The following is an 18,024-nucleotide window of genomic DNA, read 5'->3' as shown; positions in this document are numbered from 1 at the left end:
AAAACCTTAGGTTGTGATCATCCGCACAATCCCTTAGTAGCGCCAGCGGTCATAACGCTGATATTTCGGCACTTTTGGCGCTTTAATCGCCTTAATCACCCACACTACCGCAATCGCCAATAACAGCCATGGCAGCAACTTAATCATCAACGCCAGCATGCCGCCGAGGAACATAATTGCCGTCGCGATGACCAGCGCGGCGATAATACCCAACAGCGAGACGCCGGTGACCATCAGCATGACAAAAAAGCCAATCACAAAAAGTAGTTCCAGCATGATGTTCTCCCCAAAATGAAATCTGCTACTGGTATTACAAGAATCATGCCAAAAGATAATTTGCTGATTTATCAGCAAAACGCCCCGCGACAATGCGCGGGGCGTGGTGAATTTAACTACTTTGTGGTGAAAAATTAACGCTTATCCGCCACCAGTTTGAGCGCGTGTTCCAGCACATTAATGTCTGCACCCGCTTTATGGGCATTTTCACTTAAATAACGCCGCCAATGACGCGCACCAGGGATCCCCTGGAACAACCCCAGCATATGGCGGGTAATATGACCCAGATACGTCCCCTGGCTAAGCTCACGTTCAATGTACGGATACATGGCCCGTACCACCGCCACCGGATCGGCATCGGTATCCGAGGAACCAAAAATCTCACGATCCACCGCCGCCAGAATACCTGGATTTTGATACGCCTCGCGCCCGACCATCACGCCATCCATATATTGCAGATGCGCTTTGGCCTCTTCCAGAGACTTAATGCCGCCGTTAATCGCCATGGTCAGATGCGGAAAATCTCGCTTCAGTTGATAGACACGCGGGTAATCGAGCGGCGGGATCTCACGGTTTTCTTTCGGACTTAACCCAGAAAGCCAGGCTTTACGTGCGTGGATGATGAACATCTCACACTCACCTTTGCCGGAAACGGTGTTGATGAAATCGCAGAGAAATTCATAGCTGTCCTGATCATCGATGCCAATACGCATTTTCACCGTCACCGGAATCGACACCACATCGCGCATCGCTTTCACGCAGTCGGCAACCAGCTGCGCATTACCCATCAGACACGCACCAAACATGCCGTTCTGCACCCGGTCAGACGGGCAGCCGACATTCAGGTTGATCTCATCGTATCCACGTGCTTCTGCCAGCTTCGCACACTGCGCCAGCGCCGCGGGATCGCTACCGCCTAGCTGCAACGCGACTGGATGTTCTTCTTCGCTGTATGCCAGATAATCACCTTTACCGTGAATAATCGCGCCTGTGGTTACCATTTCGGTATAAAGCAACGTATTGCGGGAAAGCAGACGCAGGAAGTAACGGCAGTGTCTGTCCGTCCAGTCGAGCATCGGAGCAATCGAGAAACGGTAAGCGGGATAAACAGTTTGTGATTCTTCTGGCATGGCGACTTTTTAAGCATCTGGTAAATTGGGGGCGATACTATAGCATAACGAATATGCGATCAGGCAATGTGACGGTCATGCCTCCCAGCTCTCGGCGTTTAAGTGAGAACTATGGTAAAGTAAGGACATTCTTAACCCTACTGTCGAGGTGTCCAATGGAAAAGACCACAACGCAGGAGTTATTAGCACAGGCTGAAAAACTCTGTACGCAGCGTAATGTGCGCCTGACTCCACAACGTCTCGAAGTGTTGCGTCTGATGAGTCTGCAGGAAGGGGCTATCAGCGCCTACGATCTCCTTGATTTACTGCGTGAAGCCGAACCGCAAGCCAAGCCGCCAACAGTTTATCGCGCGCTCGATTTTCTGCTTGAGCAGGGTTTTGTGCATAAAGTTGAGTCCACTAACAGCTACGTGCTCTGTCATCTGTTCGATCAGCCAACCCATACTTCCGCAATGTTTATTTGCGATCGTTGCGGCGCGGTAAAAGAAGAGTGTGCGGAAGGTGTTGAAGACATCATGCATACTCTGGCGGCAAAAATGGGGTTTGCCCTGCGGCATAATGTGATTGAAGCTCATGGACTCTGTGCGGCATGTGTGGAAGTGGAAGCGTGTCGTCATCCTGAACAGTGCCATCATGACCACTCTATTCCGATGAAAAAAAAATCACGCTAAGCGATGTACGTCCTTGTACACGTCAGGCAGGAGGGATTAATTACCAGCGGTAATCATTGCGTTTTTCCCAGCGATCAACCTCTTTTTCTGCCTGCTCTTTCTGATAACCGTAACGCTCCTGGATTTTCCCCACTAGCTGATCACGTTTACCTTCAATGACCGTCATATCATCGTCGGTCAGCTTGCCCCATTGCTCTTTCACTTTACCTTTGAACTGTTTCCAGTTACCACCGACTTCGTCTTTGTTCATATTCAAGTCCTCATCGTTAGGTGGTGAATAAGAGTACGTTCACTTTTCTGCTAAACGTGGGACTAAGTGTAGTCAGGCATCTGGCTCCGGGTTATTTATTCGGAATTTTTAACCATTATGTTGCGGAAAACCAGGTGCCGTTGCGCCAGTGACGCCGCCAGATAACCGCCAGAGAAAGCCCACGCAACGCCAGAAAGACAGTTAATGCCAACCATAACCCATGATTGCCCAGCCATGGCAATGTGAGTAGCGTGAACGCAAAACCGGCTGCTGCCACCGCCATACTATTACGCATTTCGGCGGCGCGCGTTGCGCCAATGAACATGCCGTCCAGCAGATAACACCAGACGCCCACCAGCGGCAAAATCACCAGCCAGATAAGGTAGCGATCGGCCAGTTGTTGGATCTGAGTTAACGAAGTCAATAACGCGATAATGTGTTCACCAGACAGCCAATAAACCACGGAAAACAGCAACGCTACGATCCCCGCCTGACGACACGCTGCCCGCCAGACATCCAATAGCTGACTGCCGTCACGCGCGCCGTATGCCTGACCAGAATGCGCTTCAACAGCATAAGCGAAACCATCCAGCGCGTAAGCGGTAAAAGTGAGCAGCGTCATCAGGACAGCGTTGACGGCGATAATATCGCTCCCCTGTCGCGCGCCAAGCACCGTGATTGCACCAAAACAGAGTTGCAGCAACAACGAGCGCAACATAATGTCACGGTTAAGCGCCAGCAAACGGCGAAAGTTTCCTCGCCAGGCGTTTTTCAGCATTTCGACGGAGATCCCCCGTAAATGAAGGATTTTACGCACCATGAGCAAACCGATCAGCAACGTCGCGTATTCAGCAAGAACCGTCGCTAACGCAGCTCCCTGGACATTCATATGCAGCCCCATCACCAGCCAGACATCCAGAGCAATGTTAAGAATGTTGCCAACGACTAACAGGACAACGGGCGCACGGGCATATTGCACGCCAAGCAGCCAGCCGAGTAACACCAGATTTGCCAGCGACGCCGGCGCGCTTAGCCAGCGAATTTCAAGGAAACGACGCGCCTGTTCCAGCACCGCTTCACTGCCGCCGACAATATGCAGCGCCAGATCGATAATTGGTGTGCGCAGTAGAATAATTAATGCCCCAGCCCCTAATGCCAGCAATAGCGGCTGCATCAGCGCACGCGCTAATGCCAGGGGGTTTTTGGCGCCATACGCCTGCGCAGTAAGTCCGGTAGTGCTCATGCGCAAAAACAGCAACAGCATAAAGAGAAAGCTGGTCGCCGTTGCGCCAACCGCCACGCCGCCCAGGTACACCGGGCTATCAAGATGACCAATAACTGCCGTATCAACCAGCCCTAACAAAGGAACGGTGATATTGGAGAAAATCATGGGTAAGGCGAGATGCCAGAGTGCTTTATCAGATGAAGTGAGGAATGCCATGCCGACAAGCCTGATGAACGGAGTTGAAAAACAAACCGCGACGCCAGACGCATCGCGGTATCAGAGAGATATGATTACAGCCAGTCGCCGTTGCGAATAACTCCAACAGCCAGCCCTTCAATGGTGAAGCTCTGCTGACGCAGATCGACAACAATGGGTTTAAACTCACTGTTTTCAGGCAACAACTCGACTTTATTACCCTGTTTTTTCAAACGCTTAACGGTAACTTCGTCATCGATGCGTGCAACAACGACCTGCCCATTACGCACATCCTGGGTTTTATGCACCGCCAGCAAATCGCCATCCATAATGCCGATATCTTTCATCGACATCCCACTCACGCGTAGCAGGAAATCAGCATTTGGCTTAAACAGGGATGGATCGACCTGATAATGACCTTCAATATGCTGCTGCGCCAGAAGCGGCTCACCGGCTGCCACACGACCGACCAGCGGCAACCCTTCTTCCTCTTCCTGCAACAGACGAATCCCGCGCGATGCGCCGGAAACAATTTCAATAACACCTTTGCGCGCCAGCGCCTTCAGATGTTCTTCAGCCGCGTTTGGGGAACGGAACCCCAAACGCTGCGCGATTTCCGCACGCGTCGGCGGCATACCTGTCTGGCTGATGTGATCACGAATGAGATCAAACACCTCTTGCTGCCTGGCCGTTAACGCTTTCATTCCGCCCCCTGGGTGTATATACAGTTATGCTGTGAGTATATACAGCAAAAGGTGATTTTGGAACCATAAACTGCACAATAAACCAGAGATTTATCGAATTCTGGAAGGGTTATCCAAAATGTGACCATAACAGAATGACCCAGGTTGCCACTGCGACGATAATTGCGATCAGCACTGCGGCGGACCCCATATCTTTCGCCCGTCCAGAAAGTTCATGGTATTCGGAACCAATACGGTCAACCACCGCTTCGATGGCGCTATTAAGGATTTCTACAATCATCACCAGCATGACGGAGCTAATAAGCAGCACGCGGGTAATCGCGTCCACGTCCAGCCAGCAGGCGATGATCACCGCCAACAATACCGCAACGCCCTCCTGACGGAAGGCCGCTTCGTTAATCCATGCTGCGCGCAAGCCTTTCCAGGAATAGCCAGCGGCTTTGATAATTCGGGTGAGTCCAGTGGTATTATTGGCCATCAAAAGAACCTTTTTACATTATGAGCGTCAATACAGTGTACCGTTAAATCCGATGATTCGGGTTAGCGTAACGCCGCGCGAAACATGGGCAGATACCACAGAATTTCCCATGACTTTCTGCTATCCTTGCCGCGCATTTGCATTATTAACCAGAGGCTTTACATCGTTTATGTCCGGCTGGCCACGAATTTACTACAAATTACTGAATTTACCATTAAGCATCCTGGTAAAAAGCAAGTCTATTCCGGCGGATCCTGCCCCGGAACTTGGACTGGATACCTCTCGTCCAATTATGTACGTTTTACCGTACAACTCAAAAGCGGATTTGCTGACGTTGCGCGCCCAGTGTCTGGCGCACGACCTGCCTGACCCATTAGAGCCGCTGGAAATAGACGGTACGCTGCTGCCGCGCTACGTGTTTATTCACGGCGGGCCGCGTGTTTTCACTTATTACACGCCGAAAGAAGAGTCCATTAAGCTGTTCCACGATTATCTCGATCTGCACCGCAGCAATCCGAATCTGGACGTGCAAATGGTGCCGGTATCGGTGATGTTTGGTCGCGCGCCGGGGCGCGAAAAAGGTGAAGTAAATCCGCCGTTGCGTATGCTCAACGGCGTGCAGAAGTTTTTCGCCGTACTGTGGCTGGGGCGTGACAGCTTTGTGCGCTTCTCGCCATCGGTTTCACTGCGCCGCATGGCTGATGAGCACGGTACGGATAAAACCATCGCTCAAAAACTGGCGCGCGTGGCGCGTATGCACTTTGCCCGCCAGCGTCTGGCTGCCGTGGGCCCGCGCTTACCCGCCCGTCAGGATCTGTTTAATAAACTGCTCTCCTCTCGCGCGATTGCTAAAGCGGTAGAAGATGAAGCGCGTAGCAAAAAAATCTCTCATGAAAAAGCGCAGCAGAACGCGATTGCGCTGATGGAAGAGATTGCAGCGAACTTCTCTTACGAGATGATCCGTCTGACCGACCGTATTCTGGGCTTCACCTGGAACCGGCTTTATCAGGGCATCAACGTCCACAACGCCGAACGCGTTCGCCAGTTGGCCCACGACGGTCATGAGCTGGTGTATGTGCCATGTCACCGTAGCCATATGGACTATCTGCTGCTTTCTTATGTGTTGTATCACCAGGGGCTGGTGCCGCCGCATATCGCTGCCGGGATCAACCTGAACTTCTGGCCTGCCGGGCCGATTTTCCGCCGTCTGGGCGCGTTCTTTATTCGCCGTACTTTTAAAGGCAATAAACTCTATTCCACTGTTTTCCGTGAGTATCTCGGCGAACTGTTTAGCCGTGGTTATTCCGTGGAATATTTTGTGGAAGGCGGTCGTTCCCGTACGGGGCGTTTGTTGGATCCGAAAACCGGTACGCTGTCGATGACCATTCAGGCGATGTTGCGTGGCGGTACACGTCCGATTACGTTAATCCCGATCTACATCGGTTATGAGCACGTAATGGAAGTGGGTACTTACGCTAAAGAACTGCGCGGCGCGACGAAAGAAAAAGAAAGTCTAGCGCAGATGCTGCGCGGCTTAAGCAAGCTGCGTAATCTCGGTCAAGGATACGTCAATTTCGGTGAGCCGATGCCGTTGATGACCTATCTCAACCAGCACGTGCCAGACTGGCGTGAATCGATTGATCCCATTGAAGCCGTGCGCCCGGCCTGGCTAACGCCGACGGTCAATAACATTGCTGCCGATCTGATGGTACGTATTAACAACGCAGGTGCGGCGAACGCCATGAACCTGTGCTGTACTGCGTTGCTGGCATCACGTCAGCGTTCACTCACTCGCGAACAGTTGACTGAGCAACTCAACTGCTACCTCGATTTAATGCGCAACGTACCTTACTCCCCGGACTCAACGGTGCCTTCAGCCAGCGCCAGTGAACTTATTGATCACGCGCTGCAGATGAACAAGTTTGAAGTTGAGAAAGATACCATCGGCGACATTATCATCCTGCCGCGTGAACAAGCGGTGTTGATGACCTACTATCGCAACAACATTGCACATATGTTGGTTCTGCCTTCGCTGATGGCGGCGATTGTGACTCAACATCGCCAAATTTCTCGCGAAGAGTTGATGAAGCATGTCAATGTGCTGTATCCAATGCTGAAAGCAGAGTTGTTCCTGCGCTGGGATCGCGACGAGTTGCCGGGCGTTATTGATGCGTTGGCGAATGAAATGCAGCGTCAGGAGTTGATTACTCTGCAAAATGATGAGTTGCATATCAATCCAGCGCATTCCCGCACGCTTCAGTTGCTGGCCGCCGGCGCGCGCGAAACGTTACAACGCTATGCAATTACCTTCTGGCTGCTGAGCGCTAACCCGTCGATCAACCGCAGCACGCTGGAGAAAGAAAGCCGTACCGTAGCGCAACGTCTCTCCGTGCTGCACGGCATCAACGCGCCGGAATTCTTCGACAAAGCCGTGTTCAGTACTCTGGTGCTGACGCTGCGCGATGAAGGATATATCAGCGACAGCGGTGACGCCGAACCGGCAGAGACGATGAAGGTGTATCAGTTGCTGGCGGAATTGATAACGTCCGATGTGCGTTTGACGATTGAGAGTGCGACGCAGGGCGAGGCGTAATCGGTGAGAATTGCCGGATGCGGCGAAACGCCTTATCCGGCCTACTATGACCTGAAAATCCAATAAATTGTGACTCACCGGGTAGGCCTGATAAGCGAAGCGCATCAGGCAATTTTTCCCCTGACAAAAAAGCCGGAGGCTCCTCCGGCTTTTTCACATCATCAGAAATGCCAGTAACTCATCGCCAGCCCTAAAAACAACACCAGGCCCACATAGTTATTATTCATAAACGCTTTAAAGCAGGCTTCACGCTCGCGGTTGGCAATCAGTTTTTGTTGATAAACAAACAACGCGCCAGCCGCCAGTATTGACCCATAATATCCCCAGCCCAGGCCATTTAACTCACCGATTATCGCCATCAGCGCCAGTACGCCAATCTGCAAAATACCAATAATCAATTTGTCGTATTGACCAAACAGGATCGCCGTAGACTTAATACCAATCTTCACGTCGTCGTCCCGGTCAACCATCGCATACTGCGTGTCGTAGGCCACCGCCCAGAAAATATTGGCAAGGAACATCAACCAGCAACTTAGCGGTACTGATTCACTAACGGCAGCAAAAGCCATTGGAATCGACCAACCAAACGCCGCGCCCAGCACCACTTGCGGTAAATGGGTGTAACGCTTCATAAACGGGTAAACCCACGCCAGCGCTAGCGCGGCAATCGACAACAGAATAGTCATCGTATTCAGCGTCAGCACCAGTAAGAATGAAATCAGCACCAGCACCACAAACAACGTGCGCGCCTCTTTCTCCGAGACCTCGCCGCTGGGAAGTGGTCGGTTTGCCGTGCGCTTAACATGACCATCAAACTTACGGTCAGCATAATCATTCACCACACATCCGGCAGCGCGCATCAACCAGACGCCGGCAACAAACACCGCCAGAATCCAGAGTTGGGGGACGCCTGGCGTCGCCACCCACAGCGCCCACAAAGTTGGCCAGAGCAGCAGTAACGCGCCAATTGGCTTATCCGTACGCATTAAGCGGTGAAATGCCAGCAGCTTATTCTGCGTCAGACTCCACTCCATATTTTTTTTCCTCTTAGTACAACGGTGATGCCGGTAAAAACAGTTCAGTCAGCAATAGCGGCTTACCGCTTAATCGCAGGCGGGAACGGCGCCCCCACAATCCAGCATCACGGCCTATCTCAATAAAGTCCCGAGTCAATGTCGATGAAGTAAACAGATAACGGCCTAACGGCGTTTTCCCCAGATTGCGCAACGCCAGCTCGGGACCGCTTAACGTCGACGCAGGAACGACAGTACGCCCGGCAAGCCAGGGTTCTTCATCGGCACATAACAAAATTTCACGTAACCAGTAACGAGACTCTTTCGGCAACAGCGGTAATTCTTCAGGGATTTCATTCTGGTCGACAAACCCTTCGCGGATCATCGTCACGCTCACCGTTTTTCCCTGCTGTTCAAAACGTTTCGTCATGGAATCTTCCAGTAACAGCCAGTCGAGTTGTTGTGGGTCCAGGTCAGGGATCTCTTCAAAGTAGCGCAGCGCACGCAATTGCGTTAACGCAGGGTGTGACATGCCGAACTCTCCGTTACATAACGTAAAGGCATTGTATCGCAGAAAAACGTTTACGGGAGGAGTAAAGCAAATTAAGTGATCTAATGCGCAACAAAAACGCAACAATGGCACAGGAGAAGAAAAAAAGGTGCGCCAGGAGACGCACCAGTTGTTGCAAAATCAGCACTGTGGAGCGTAATTACCCCTTGCCTTTTACACTGCTGATAAAGGTGGAACGGGCAGATGTCGATCCCAGACGTTCGGCTTCATCAAGCAGCTTTAACGCCTTATCAACATCCCCCTTCGCGACAGCATTTTTGATCGCAGTATTAAAATAACTTTCCGTATCGTTGAGCATTGGTTCGCTTTTCTTCGCCGGTGCCGGAGCTGGTGCAGCCACGGCAGGTGCCGCCGTGTTACCTACCGTAACCGGAGCTGGAGCGGAAGAACCAAATAACGGCCCTACCAGTACGCTGGAACTGGAATTGTTTTTCACTTTCAGTTTCAGCAAACCATCAGTGGTGTGACGGGCAATCGGGTCTGGAATATCCGGCACCGAGTTACCGACGCCTTTGGCATACGCTTTTGCCGGGTCAAGCAATTGGGTCGTCTGTTGAAGATCTTTTTCGGTGGTAAAGACCAGTACATAGAGTTTCTGTTGCCCCAGCGCCGGAGTCAGACGCATTACCCCTTCCAGACGGTCAGCGCTTATTACTCCAGGTTCCTGATAGGTAAAGTAACTACCAGGGAAATAAGCCGATGGCGTCATGTTCTGATCAAGAATTAACACATTCGGCGCAAATACGCTGGTTTGCTTGTTAACTTCGCTGGTCAGCGTCAGCGTCAACTCACCGATATTCGCAGGCACACTGTATGCCGCGACCGGGCCACGGATGCCAGGGACGTTCAGTTGTTGTCCATCGGTTGCCAGATGAGTGGTCTGGGTTTTGGATTGATCGACCGGTGTCCAGGTTAATTGTTGCAGCGCGGCGGAAGGAATAGCGGGCGCGTCGCTGGTATTTTGCGGTACATAGTTGACGTCGGCGAGGCTGATTCCAGGCGCGCTCGCCAGTAGCCCTGCGGATAAACAGAGGGCGATGAGACGTTTATTCATTTTCATTGTTTTCACCTCAAAATCTGGAGTTCAGCGGTAGCCAGGCAATAGCGCGCTTAACCCGATAATCAGAGGGGCTTACGCCCCTTAAACCTGTTTTTATGCCGGATGCAGCGTGAACGCTTTATCCGGCCTACATTCGGCAACAGTTGTAGGCCTGATAAGACGCGACTGCGTCGCATCAGGCGTTGATTGCCGGATGCGGCGTGAACGCCTTATCCGGTCAACGCTTTGCTATTACCACCAGATTTCCATCTGGGCGCCGAAGGTCCACTCGTCGCTGTCGCCACGACCGAAGCTACCACCATTGAAATCAGCCGAAACGGCCTTGCCGTAGTACGGGTTGTTTGTGGAGTTCCCCGTGTAGTCATAACCCCATTTCTCATCCCACTTGGCATAGGTTGCGAAGACACGAATAGCCGGACGTGACCAAATGCTGTCGCCCGCCTGCCATTGTTGTGCGAGGGTGATTTTGTACTGATTGTTCTTGTCGCCAGTGCGCTGGGATTCGACATTGTCGTAACCCACTTCCAGCAAGGTACTCATGATAGGCGTCCACTTGTACATCGGGCGAATACCGACGGTCCACCACTTGGTGCCGTTATCGTTATCCCAGTTGATGTCCTGGTACATACCGACGTACATCATGTCCCAGTTATCGCCCATGGAGATCGCACCATGGTCGAGGATACGCAACATGTGACCGTTGTTGTTGATATTGTAAGCAAAGTGTTCATTATCAAACGCAACGCCAGAGCCCTGCGACAGACCTTTACCCTGCGAGGTCATCGAGTCAGTAGCGTACTGAACAACAAACTTGTTAAAGCCCTTCAGGACGCTCTGAGTATGCTCGGCAGTGAATAACCAACCGTCTTTCGATGCACCATCAACCAGACGATAGTTATCACGCAGGTTGGCACGACCGTAGTCGACGCCCAGCTCTAATGTGCCGCCCGGGTTAATTTCCATCTGCGCCAAACGCACGTCGAAGACATCGTTCGCAGTTTCGTTGGTATAGTCATAAATATTGTTGCTGGCGAAAGAGGAAGAACCACCAGCTTCAGAGGAGCGGGTTGCTGCCAGAGACAGCTTACCGAAGCCAACATCGATGTTTTCCAGACCGGCGCCAGGACCAGAAATATCCCAGTAGTAGAAGTCGATCATATGAACGTCATGACGTTGGTAGAAACGCTTACCCGCCCAGATAGTGGAACCAGGCAGCCATTCAATCAGGTTTTTACCCTGCACGTTCGCTTCACGGAAGGCCGGATCGGTGGCTTCCCAGTCATTCTGTTGCGCTACGGAATAGGCCACGTTCGTGTCGAAATAGAAGCTCTTGTCGCCCTCTTTCCACACTTCCTGACCCAATTTTAATTCAGCATAAGTTTCACATTCGTTGCCAAGACGGTATTTACTTTGAGCGCCAGTGGTCTGGAAACACTGTTGTTCACCGCCGCTCCCTGTCCAGCCGATACCGGAACGCGCGTAACCGTGGAAATCCACAGCCATTGCCTGAGCAGACATTACGCCCGCTGCGACGGCAACCGCCAGAGGAAGTTTGCGCAGAGTAATCATCATTCTATCTCCTGAGTCATTGCTTTTCTTTTTCACATCACCTGTCACAGGTTTTGTGTCTTTTGTAGGGTGCTTAAACGCCCGGCTCCTGATGCAGTCGACGACATGCAGTGCCATCCTCACGGAACAGATGGCAACGCTCTGGCGGCAGGCCGATAGCGAATGTGGCACCTTCTTCTACCAACACCACGTCAGACTGGCGATACACCAGGTTTTGACGAATGGAAGGGATCTGGATATGGATTTGCGTTTCGTTGCCAAGCTGCTCGACCACCTGAACTTCACCCTCAAGGATGACGTCAGCGATATCGCTTGGCAGTAGATGTTCCGGGCGAATGCCCAGCGACATGTTGGCCCCGACCTGAACATCGCGGCTTTCAACCGGTAGCCAGACTTGCTGGCGATTTGGCATCGGCAACTCAACCTGAACTTGATCAATGGCAGTGGCGGTCACTTTTACCGGCAGGAAGTTCATCTTTGGTGAACCGATAAATCCGGCGACAAAACGGTCTGCGGGATAGTGGTACAGCTCGAGCGGTTTCCCAACCTGCGCCACGCGACCGGCGTCCAGCACCACGATTTTGTCGGCCAGCGTCATTGCTTCGACCTGATCGTGGGTGACGTAAATCATCGTGCGGCCCAGCCGTTTATGCAGACGAGAGATTTCAATACGCATCTGCACGCGCAGCGCAGCATCGAGGTTAGAGAGCGGTTCATCGAGCAAAAACACGCTGGGCTCAGCTACCAGCGTACGACCTATCGCCACACGCTGACGCTGACCACCGGAGAGCGCTTTCGGTTTACGATCCAGCAAATGTGCCAGTTGCAGCACTTCCGCCACCTGGTTAACGCGTTGGTTAATTACCTCTTTTTTCGCGCCAGCCAGTTTCAGACCAAACGACATGTTTTCTGCTACAGACAGGTGGGGATAGAGCGCGTAAGACTGAAACACCATACCAACGCCGCGTTCTGCCGGCGGAGTATCGTTCATTCGTTTGTCGCCGATATACAGGTCGCCGCTGGTAATCGTCTCAAGCCCGGCAATCATGCGTAGTAAAGTCGATTTACCGCAGCCGGACGGACCGACAAACACCACGAACTCGCCTTCGTGGATGTCGAGATTGATATCTTTCGATACCACCACCTCGCCCCAGGCTTTCGTTACATTTTGCAGCTGTACGCTCACCATGCCCTTCTCCCTTCGTTACAACCTGTCATCGACAGCAACATTCATGATGGGCTGACTATGCGTCATAAGAAGATGGCTTGAATCCTCCGCCCCCAGGCTTTTTTATGGGGGAGGAGGCGGGAGGATGAGAACGCGGCGTCTGCAAGCTAAGTTGAGACAAAGTAAGGAATTTCGTGATGTTGCTTGCAAAAATCGTGGCGATTTTATGTGCGCATCTCCACATTACCGCCAATTCTGTAACAGAGATCACATAAAGCAGCGGTGGGGCGTAGGGGCAAGGAGGATGGAAAGAGGTTGCCGTATAAAGAAACTGGAGTCCGTTTAGGTGTTTTCACGAGCACTTCACCAACAAGGACCATAGATGATGAAAATAAAAACAGGTGCACGCATCCTCGCATTATCCGCATTAGCGACGATGATGTTTTCTGCCTCGGCTCTCGCCAAAATCGAAGAAGGTAAACTGGTTATCTGGATTAACGGCGATAAAGGCTATAACGGCCTCGCTGAAGTGGGTAAGAAATTCGAGAAAGATACCGGAATTAAAGTCACCATCGAGCACCCGGATAAACTGGAAGAAAAATTCCCTCAGGTTGCAGCAACTGGCGATGGTCCTGACATCATCTTCTGGGCGCACGACCGCTTTGGCGGCTATGCGCAGTCTGGCCTGCTGGCTGAAATCACCCCGGATAAATCATTCCAGGACAAGCTGTATCCGTTCACCTGGGATGCCGTACGTTACAACGGTAAGCTGATTGCTTACCCGATTGCTGTTGAAGCGTTATCGCTGATTTATAACAAAGACCTGCTGCCGAACCCGCCAAAAACCTGGGAAGAGATCCCGGCGCTGGATAAAGAACTGAAAGCGAAAGGTAAGAGCGCGCTGATGTTCAACCTGCAAGAACCGTACTTCACCTGGCCGCTGATTGCCGCTGACGGGGGTTATGCGTTCAAGTATGAAAACGGCAAGTACGACATTAAAGACGTTGGCGTGGATAACGCTGGCGCGAAAGCGGGTCTGACCTTCCTGGTTGATCTGATTAAAAACAAACACATGAACGCGGACACCGATTACTCCATCGCAGAAGCAGCCTTTAACAAAGGCGAAACAGCGATGACCATCAACGGCCCGTGGGCATGGTCCAACATCGACACCAGCAAAGTGAACTACGGCGTGACGCTGCTGCCGACCTTCAAAGGGCATCCTTCTAAACCGTTCGTTGGCGTGCTGAGCGCGGGTATTAACGCCGCCAGCCCGAACAAAGAGCTGGCGAAAGAGCTCCTCGAAAACTATCTGTTGACTGACGAGGGACTGGAAGCCGTCAATAAAGACAAACCGCTAGGTGCAGTGGCGCTGAAGTCCTATCAGGATGAGCTGGCAAAAGATCCTCGCATCGCCGCCACCATGGATAACGCCCAGAAAGGTGAAATCATGCCAAACATCCCACAGATGTCCGCCTTCTGGTATGCCGTTCGTACCGCAGTAATCAACGCCGCCAGCGGTCGTCAGACTGTCGATGCCGCCCTGAAAGATGCACAGACTCGTATCACCAGGTAATGCGATGAAATGCCGGATGCGGCGTGAACGCCTTATCCGGCCTACGAAATCGAAACGTATGCAGGCCTGATAAGACGCGTCAGCGTTGCATCAGGCAGTTGTTGCCGGATGCGGCGTGAACGCCCTGTCCGGCCTACAAAACCGAAACGTATGTAGGCCTGATAAGACGCGTCAGCGTCGCATCAGGCAGTTATTGTCGGATGCGGCGTGAACGCCCTGTCCGGCCTACAAAACCGAAACGTATGTAGGTCTGATAAGACGCGTCAGTGTCGCATCAGGCCGTTGTTGTCGAATACGGCGTGAACGCCTTATCCGGCCTACGAAATCGAAACGTATGTAGGCCTGATAAGACGCGTCAGTGTCGCATCAGGCCGTTGTTGCCGGATGCGGCGTGAACGCCCTGTCCGACCTACAAAACCAAAACGTATGTAGGCCTGATAAGGCGCGCCAGCGTCGCATCAGGCAGTTGTTGTCGGATACGGCGTCATCGTTTATCCGTCCTGGAATGAGGAAAAACCCCATGGATGTCATTAAAAAGAAACATTGGTGGCAAAGCGACGCGCTGAAATGGTCAGTGTTAGGTCTGCTCGGCCTGCTGGTGGGTTACCTTGTAGTTTTAATGTACGCACAAGGGGAGTACCTGTTCGCTATTACCACGCTGATTTTGAGCTCTGCGGGACTGTATATTTTCGCCAATCGTAAAGCCTACGCCTGGCGCTATGTTTATCCAGGAATGGCCGGGATGGGGCTATTCGTCCTCTTCCCTCTGGTTTGTACCATCGCCATTGCCTTTACCAACTACAGCAGCACCAACCAACTGACTTTTGAACGCGCCCAGGAAGTGTTGTTGGATAGATCCTGGCAAGCGGGCAAAACCTATAACTTCGGTCTTTATCCGGCAGGTAATGAGTGGCAACTGGCACTCACCGACGGCGAAAGCGGCAAGAATTATCTCTCAGACGCTTTTAAATTTGGCGGCGAGCACAAACTGCAACTGAAAGAAAGCGCCACCCTGCCTGAAGGCGAGCGCGCGAATCTGCGCGTGATAACCCAGAATCGTCAGGCGCTGAGCGACATTACCGCCATTCTGCCGGATGGCAACAAAGTGATTATGAGTTCCCTGCGCCAGTTCTCTGGTACACAACCACTCTATATCCTCGGCGAGGATGGTACGCTGACCAATAACCAGAGCGGCGTGAAATATCGTCCGAATAACCGAATTGGTTTTTACCAGCCTATTACCGCCGACGGTCACTGGGGTGATGAAAAGCTAAGCCCGGGCTACACCGTGACCACCGGCTGGAAAAACTTTACCCGAGTCTTTACCGACGAAGGCATTCAGAAACCGTTCCTCGCCATTTTCGTCTGGACCGTAGTGTTTTCGCTGATCACCGTCTTTTTAACGGTGGCGGTCGGCATGGTTCTGGCCTGTCTGGTGCAGTGGGAAGCGTTACGCGGCAAAGCGGTCTATCGCGTCCTGCTGATTCTGCCCTATGCCGTGCCATCGTTTATTTCCATTTTGATTTTCAAGGGATTGTTCAACCAGAGCTTCGGTGAAATCAACATGATGTTGAGCACGCTGTTTGGCGTAAAACCCGCCTGGTTCAGCGATCCAACCACTGCACGGACGATGCTGATTATCGTCAACACCTGGCTGGGTTATCCGTACATGATGATCCTCTGCATGGGCTTGCTGAAAGCGATTCCTGACGATCTGTATGAAGCCTCAGCGATGGATGGCGCAGGTCCCTTGCAGAACTTCTTTAAGATTACACTGCCGCTGCTGATTAAGCCGCTGACGCCGCTGATGATCGCCAGCTTCGCCTTTAACTTTAACAACTTCGTACTGATTCAACTGTTGACCAACGGCGGCCCGGATCGTCTTGGCACGACCACGCCAGCCGGTTATACCGACCTGCTCGTTAACTACACCTACCGTATCGCGTTTGAAGGCGGCGGTGGTCAGGACTTCGGTCTGGCGGCGGCGATTGCCACACTGATCTTCTTGCTGGTGGGTGCGCTGGCGATAGTGAACCTGAAAGCCACGCGAATGAAGTTTGATTAAGGGAGATAACGAAAATGGCAATGGTCCAACCAAAATCGCAAAAAGCACGATTGTTTATTACTCACCTGCTACTACTGCTTTTCATCGCGGCAATTATGTTTCCGCTGCTGATGGTCATCGCTATCTCGCTGCGTCAGGGAAACTTCGCCACCGGTAGCCTGATCCCGGAGCAAATCTCCTGGGATCACTGGAAACTGGCGTTAGGTTTTAGTGTGGAACAGGCTGATGGTCGCATTACGCCACCGCCATTCCCGGTACTGCTGTGGCTGTGGAACTCGGTAAAGGTCGCCGGGATTTCCGCGATTGGCATTGTGGCGCTCTCCACCACCTGCGCCTACGCTTTCGCCCGTATGCGCTTTCCAGGCAAAGCGACATTACTGAAGGGGATGCTGATTTTCCAGATGTTCCCGGCGGTGCTCTCACTGGTGGCGTTGTATGCGTTGTTTGACCGTCTGGGTGAGTACATTCCCTTCATCGGTCTGAATACGCATGGCGGCGTTATCTTCGCTTACCTGGGCGGAATTGCGCTGCACGTCTGGACGATTAAAGGTTATTTCGAAACGATCGACGGCTCGCTGGAAGAAGCGGCAGCGCTGGATGGCGCAACGCCGTGGCAGGCTTTCCGCCTTGTCCTGTTGCCATTATCAGTACCGATTCTGGCGGTAGTGTTCATCCTGTCGTTTATTGCCGCAATTACCGAAGTTCCGGTCGCGTCGCTGTTACTGCGTGACGTGAACAGCTACACCCTGGCCGTGGGTATGCAGCAATACCTCAACCCGCAAAACTACCTGTGGGGCGACTTTGCCGCCGCTGCCGTGATGTCTGCCTTACCAATCACCATCGTCTTCTTGCTGGCTCAGCGCTGGCTGGTCAACGGTCTGACGGCAGGTGGTGTGAAAGGTTAAAGATGTTGTTCTGTCAATGTTATGCCGCTGCACCCTCAACTTACGTTATCCCAACTTGTGACTGTTATTCGGCGCTCTTCGGAGCGCCTTTTTTTACTCCCGCTTCAGCCGTTTCGAATTACACAGCCACAGAGTGATCACCAGCAGCAGGATCGCCGCCGAGTAGATCAACACATCCAGTGGCGATTTATGATCGACGATGATCAAGCGCACAATGGCAGTGATCCCGATATAGACAAAGTAACGTAAGGGAAAATGAAAACCGGACTGAAAGTACTTCACAATCAGTGCGATAAATTCGAAATAGAGAAAGTAAACCACCAGCCCTTCCACCAGCTCATATTTGCTGGTCTGTTCTGGCGCGAATAACACATCAGCCAGATGCACCGTTTCTTTGCCGAGGAAGACGATCAAAATCAGGCCGAGACACAACAGGCCAAGATTAAGTACGGATTGCAAAATAGTGGAGATAAACTCCACGCGAGGACGAGTGAGCGACGTCATAGCAGCAACTCCTTCTCAGTGGCGAGCTTCCTGTATAACGCAAAAATGTGACGGGGATCTATATTTTTTGT

Annotated in this window: 17 protein-coding genes; 5 read left to right on the top strand and 12 right to left on the bottom strand. The window is 52.1% G+C overall.

From position 1 onward, the window contains the following. Positions 1 to 33: 33 nt before the first annotated feature. Positions 34 to 276 (bottom strand): envelope stress response protein PspG, encoded by a 243-nt coding sequence (pspG, locus tag PS053_RS16240; RefSeq protein WP_000891397.1) that lies wholly within the window; start codon positions 274 to 276, stop codon positions 34 to 36. A 134-nt stretch (positions 277 to 410) separates the two neighbouring features. After that, positions 411 to 1,406 (bottom strand): tRNA dihydrouridine(20/20a) synthase DusA, encoded by a 996-nt coding sequence (gene dusA, locus PS053_RS16235; RefSeq protein WP_256878774.1) that lies wholly within the window; start codon positions 1,404 to 1,406, stop codon positions 411 to 413. Positions 1,407 to 1,561: 155 nt separating this feature from the next. Here dusA and zur point away from each other — a divergent pair, with 155 nt between their 5' ends. Then, positions 1,562 to 2,077 carry a zinc uptake transcriptional repressor Zur gene (gene zur, locus PS053_RS16230; protein ID WP_256878775.1) on the top strand — a complete coding sequence of 172 codons (516 nt, stop codon included), beginning with the start codon at positions 1,562 to 1,564 and terminating at the stop codon, positions 2,075 to 2,077. 40 nt (positions 2,078 to 2,117) lie between these two features. Here the strand turns inward: zur and PS053_RS16225 are convergent, their stop codons facing one another. The 4 genes from PS053_RS16225 to dgkA form a co-directional block, all read right to left on the bottom strand. Next, positions 2,118 to 2,327, bottom strand: a complete 210-nt coding sequence (locus PS053_RS16225; protein ID WP_001030604.1) for a CsbD family protein — start codon at positions 2,325 to 2,327, stop codon at positions 2,118 to 2,120. Between the two features lie 115 nt (positions 2,328 to 2,442). Further along, positions 2,443 to 3,768: an MATE family efflux transporter DinF gene (gene dinF / locus PS053_RS16220; RefSeq protein ID WP_256878776.1), complete on the bottom strand. Its 1,326-nt coding sequence runs from the start codon at positions 3,766 to 3,768 to the stop codon at positions 2,443 to 2,445. Between the two features lie 74 nt (positions 3,769 to 3,842). Then, the gene (lexA, locus tag PS053_RS16215) at positions 3,843 to 4,451 is read right to left on the bottom strand and encodes a transcriptional repressor LexA (protein WP_000646078.1); all 609 of its coding nucleotides are present in this window, start codon (positions 4,449 to 4,451) and stop codon (positions 3,843 to 3,845) included. 109 nt (positions 4,452 to 4,560) lie between these two features. Continuing rightward, the gene (gene dgkA / locus PS053_RS16210) at positions 4,561 to 4,929 is read right to left on the bottom strand and encodes a diacylglycerol kinase (protein WP_000002912.1); all 369 of its coding nucleotides are present in this window, start codon (positions 4,927 to 4,929) and stop codon (positions 4,561 to 4,563) included. Between the two features lie 169 nt (positions 4,930 to 5,098). Between dgkA and plsB the strand changes: the two genes are divergently transcribed. Next, on the top strand, positions 5,099 to 7,522 hold the full coding sequence (gene plsB / locus PS053_RS16205; RefSeq protein WP_000017355.1) for a glycerol-3-phosphate 1-O-acyltransferase PlsB: 2,424 nt from the start codon (positions 5,099 to 5,101) through the stop codon (positions 7,520 to 7,522). A gap of 161 nt (positions 7,523 to 7,683) precedes the next feature. Here the strand turns inward: plsB and ubiA are convergent, their stop codons facing one another. The 5 genes from ubiA to malK all read right to left on the bottom strand — a co-directional run bounded on the left by ubiA (position 7,684) and on the right by malK (position 12,924). Next, the gene (gene ubiA, locus PS053_RS16200; RefSeq protein ID WP_025237885.1) at positions 7,684 to 8,556 is read right to left on the bottom strand and encodes a 4-hydroxybenzoate octaprenyltransferase; all 873 of its coding nucleotides are present in this window, start codon (positions 8,554 to 8,556) and stop codon (positions 7,684 to 7,686) included. A 13-nt stretch (positions 8,557 to 8,569) separates the two neighbouring features. After that, positions 8,570 to 9,067 (bottom strand): chorismate lyase, encoded by a 498-nt coding sequence (gene ubiC, locus PS053_RS16195; protein ID WP_000019225.1) that lies wholly within the window; start codon positions 9,065 to 9,067, stop codon positions 8,570 to 8,572. Positions 9,068 to 9,245: 178 nt separating this feature from the next. Continuing rightward, the gene (malM, locus tag PS053_RS16190) at positions 9,246 to 10,166 is read right to left on the bottom strand and encodes a maltose operon protein MalM (protein ID WP_002460767.1); all 921 of its coding nucleotides are present in this window, start codon (positions 10,164 to 10,166) and stop codon (positions 9,246 to 9,248) included. Between the two features lie 231 nt (positions 10,167 to 10,397). Then, positions 10,398 to 11,738: a maltoporin LamB gene (gene lamB, locus PS053_RS16185; RefSeq protein WP_000973652.1), complete on the bottom strand. Its 1,341-nt coding sequence runs from the start codon at positions 11,736 to 11,738 to the stop codon at positions 10,398 to 10,400. Positions 11,739 to 11,808: 70 nt separating this feature from the next. Beyond that, positions 11,809 to 12,924, bottom strand: a complete 1,116-nt coding sequence (malK, locus tag PS053_RS16180) for a maltose/maltodextrin ABC transporter ATP-binding protein MalK (RefSeq protein WP_256921734.1) — start codon at positions 12,922 to 12,924, stop codon at positions 11,809 to 11,811. 364 nt (positions 12,925 to 13,288) lie between these two features. Between malK and malE the strand changes: the two genes are divergently transcribed. The 3 genes from malE to malG all read left to right on the top strand — a co-directional run bounded on the left by malE (position 13,289) and on the right by malG (position 17,449). Beyond that, positions 13,289 to 14,479 (top strand): maltose/maltodextrin ABC transporter substrate-binding protein MalE, encoded by a 1,191-nt coding sequence (malE, locus tag PS053_RS16175; RefSeq protein WP_256878785.1) that lies wholly within the window; start codon positions 13,289 to 13,291, stop codon positions 14,477 to 14,479. Positions 14,480 to 14,999: 520 nt separating this feature from the next. Further along, entirely contained in the window at positions 15,000 to 16,544 is a 1,545-nt protein-coding gene (gene malF, locus PS053_RS16170) for a maltose ABC transporter permease MalF (RefSeq protein ID WP_256878778.1), read from the top strand. A gap of 14 nt (positions 16,545 to 16,558) precedes the next feature. Continuing rightward, positions 16,559 to 17,449, top strand: coding sequence for a maltose ABC transporter permease MalG (gene malG, locus PS053_RS16165; protein WP_059216890.1), 891 nt, complete (start codon positions 16,559 to 16,561; stop codon positions 17,447 to 17,449). A 93-nt stretch (positions 17,450 to 17,542) separates the two neighbouring features. On the opposite strand, the gene psiE is transcribed toward malG, so the two are convergent. Beyond that, complete coding sequence (gene psiE, locus PS053_RS16160; RefSeq protein WP_000202962.1) at positions 17,543 to 17,953, bottom strand: phosphate-starvation-inducible protein PsiE; 411 nt, start codon at positions 17,951 to 17,953, stop codon at positions 17,543 to 17,545. Positions 17,954 to 18,024 lie beyond the last annotated feature (71 nt).

Source organism: Escherichia albertii, from assembly GCF_028622335.1.
GTDB classification, from domain to species: domain Bacteria; phylum Pseudomonadota; class Gammaproteobacteria; order Enterobacterales; family Enterobacteriaceae; genus Escherichia; species Escherichia albertii.
This window is presented reverse-complemented; position numbering and strand designations above follow the sequence as displayed.

Excerpts from the sequence above, each read along its gene's own strand:
- pspG (WP_000891397.1), bottom strand. The coding sequence starts at position 276 with ATGCTGGAACTACTTTTTGTGATTGGCTTTTTTGTCATGCTGATGGTC.
- dusA (WP_256878774.1), bottom strand. The coding sequence starts at position 1,406 with ATGCCAGAAGAATCACAAACTGTTTATCCCGCTTACCGTTTCTCGATT.
- zur (WP_256878775.1), top strand. The coding sequence starts at position 1,562 with ATGGAAAAGACCACAACGCAGGAGTTATTAGCACAGGCTGAAAAACTC.
- PS053_RS16225 (WP_001030604.1), bottom strand. The coding sequence starts at position 2,327 with ATGAACAAAGACGAAGTCGGTGGTAACTGGAAACAGTTCAAAGGTAAA.
- dinF (WP_256878776.1), bottom strand. The coding sequence starts at position 3,768 with ATGGCATTCCTCACTTCATCTGATAAAGCACTCTGGCATCTCGCCTTA.
- lexA (WP_000646078.1), bottom strand. The coding sequence starts at position 4,451 with ATGAAAGCGTTAACGGCCAGGCAGCAAGAGGTGTTTGATCTCATTCGT.
- dgkA (WP_000002912.1), bottom strand. The coding sequence starts at position 4,929 with ATGGCCAATAATACCACTGGACTCACCCGAATTATCAAAGCCGCTGGC.
- plsB (WP_000017355.1), top strand. The coding sequence starts at position 5,099 with ATGTCCGGCTGGCCACGAATTTACTACAAATTACTGAATTTACCATTA.
- ubiA (WP_025237885.1), bottom strand. The coding sequence starts at position 8,556 with ATGGAGTGGAGTCTGACGCAGAATAAGCTGCTGGCATTTCACCGCTTA.
- ubiC (WP_000019225.1), bottom strand. The coding sequence starts at position 9,067 with ATGTCACACCCTGCGTTAACGCAATTGCGTGCGCTGCGCTACTTTGAA.
- malM (WP_002460767.1), bottom strand. The coding sequence starts at position 10,166 with ATGAAAATGAATAAACGTCTCATCGCCCTCTGTTTATCCGCAGGGCTA.
- lamB (WP_000973652.1), bottom strand. The coding sequence starts at position 11,738 with ATGATGATTACTCTGCGCAAACTTCCTCTGGCGGTTGCCGTCGCAGCG.
- malK (WP_256921734.1), bottom strand. The coding sequence starts at position 12,924 with ATGGTGAGCGTACAGCTGCAAAATGTAACGAAAGCCTGGGGCGAGGTG.
- malE (WP_256878785.1), top strand. The coding sequence starts at position 13,289 with ATGAAAATAAAAACAGGTGCACGCATCCTCGCATTATCCGCATTAGCG.
- malF (WP_256878778.1), top strand. The coding sequence starts at position 15,000 with ATGGATGTCATTAAAAAGAAACATTGGTGGCAAAGCGACGCGCTGAAA.
- malG (WP_059216890.1), top strand. The coding sequence starts at position 16,559 with ATGGCAATGGTCCAACCAAAATCGCAAAAAGCACGATTGTTTATTACT.
- psiE (WP_000202962.1), bottom strand. The coding sequence starts at position 17,953 with ATGACGTCGCTCACTCGTCCTCGCGTGGAGTTTATCTCCACTATTTTG.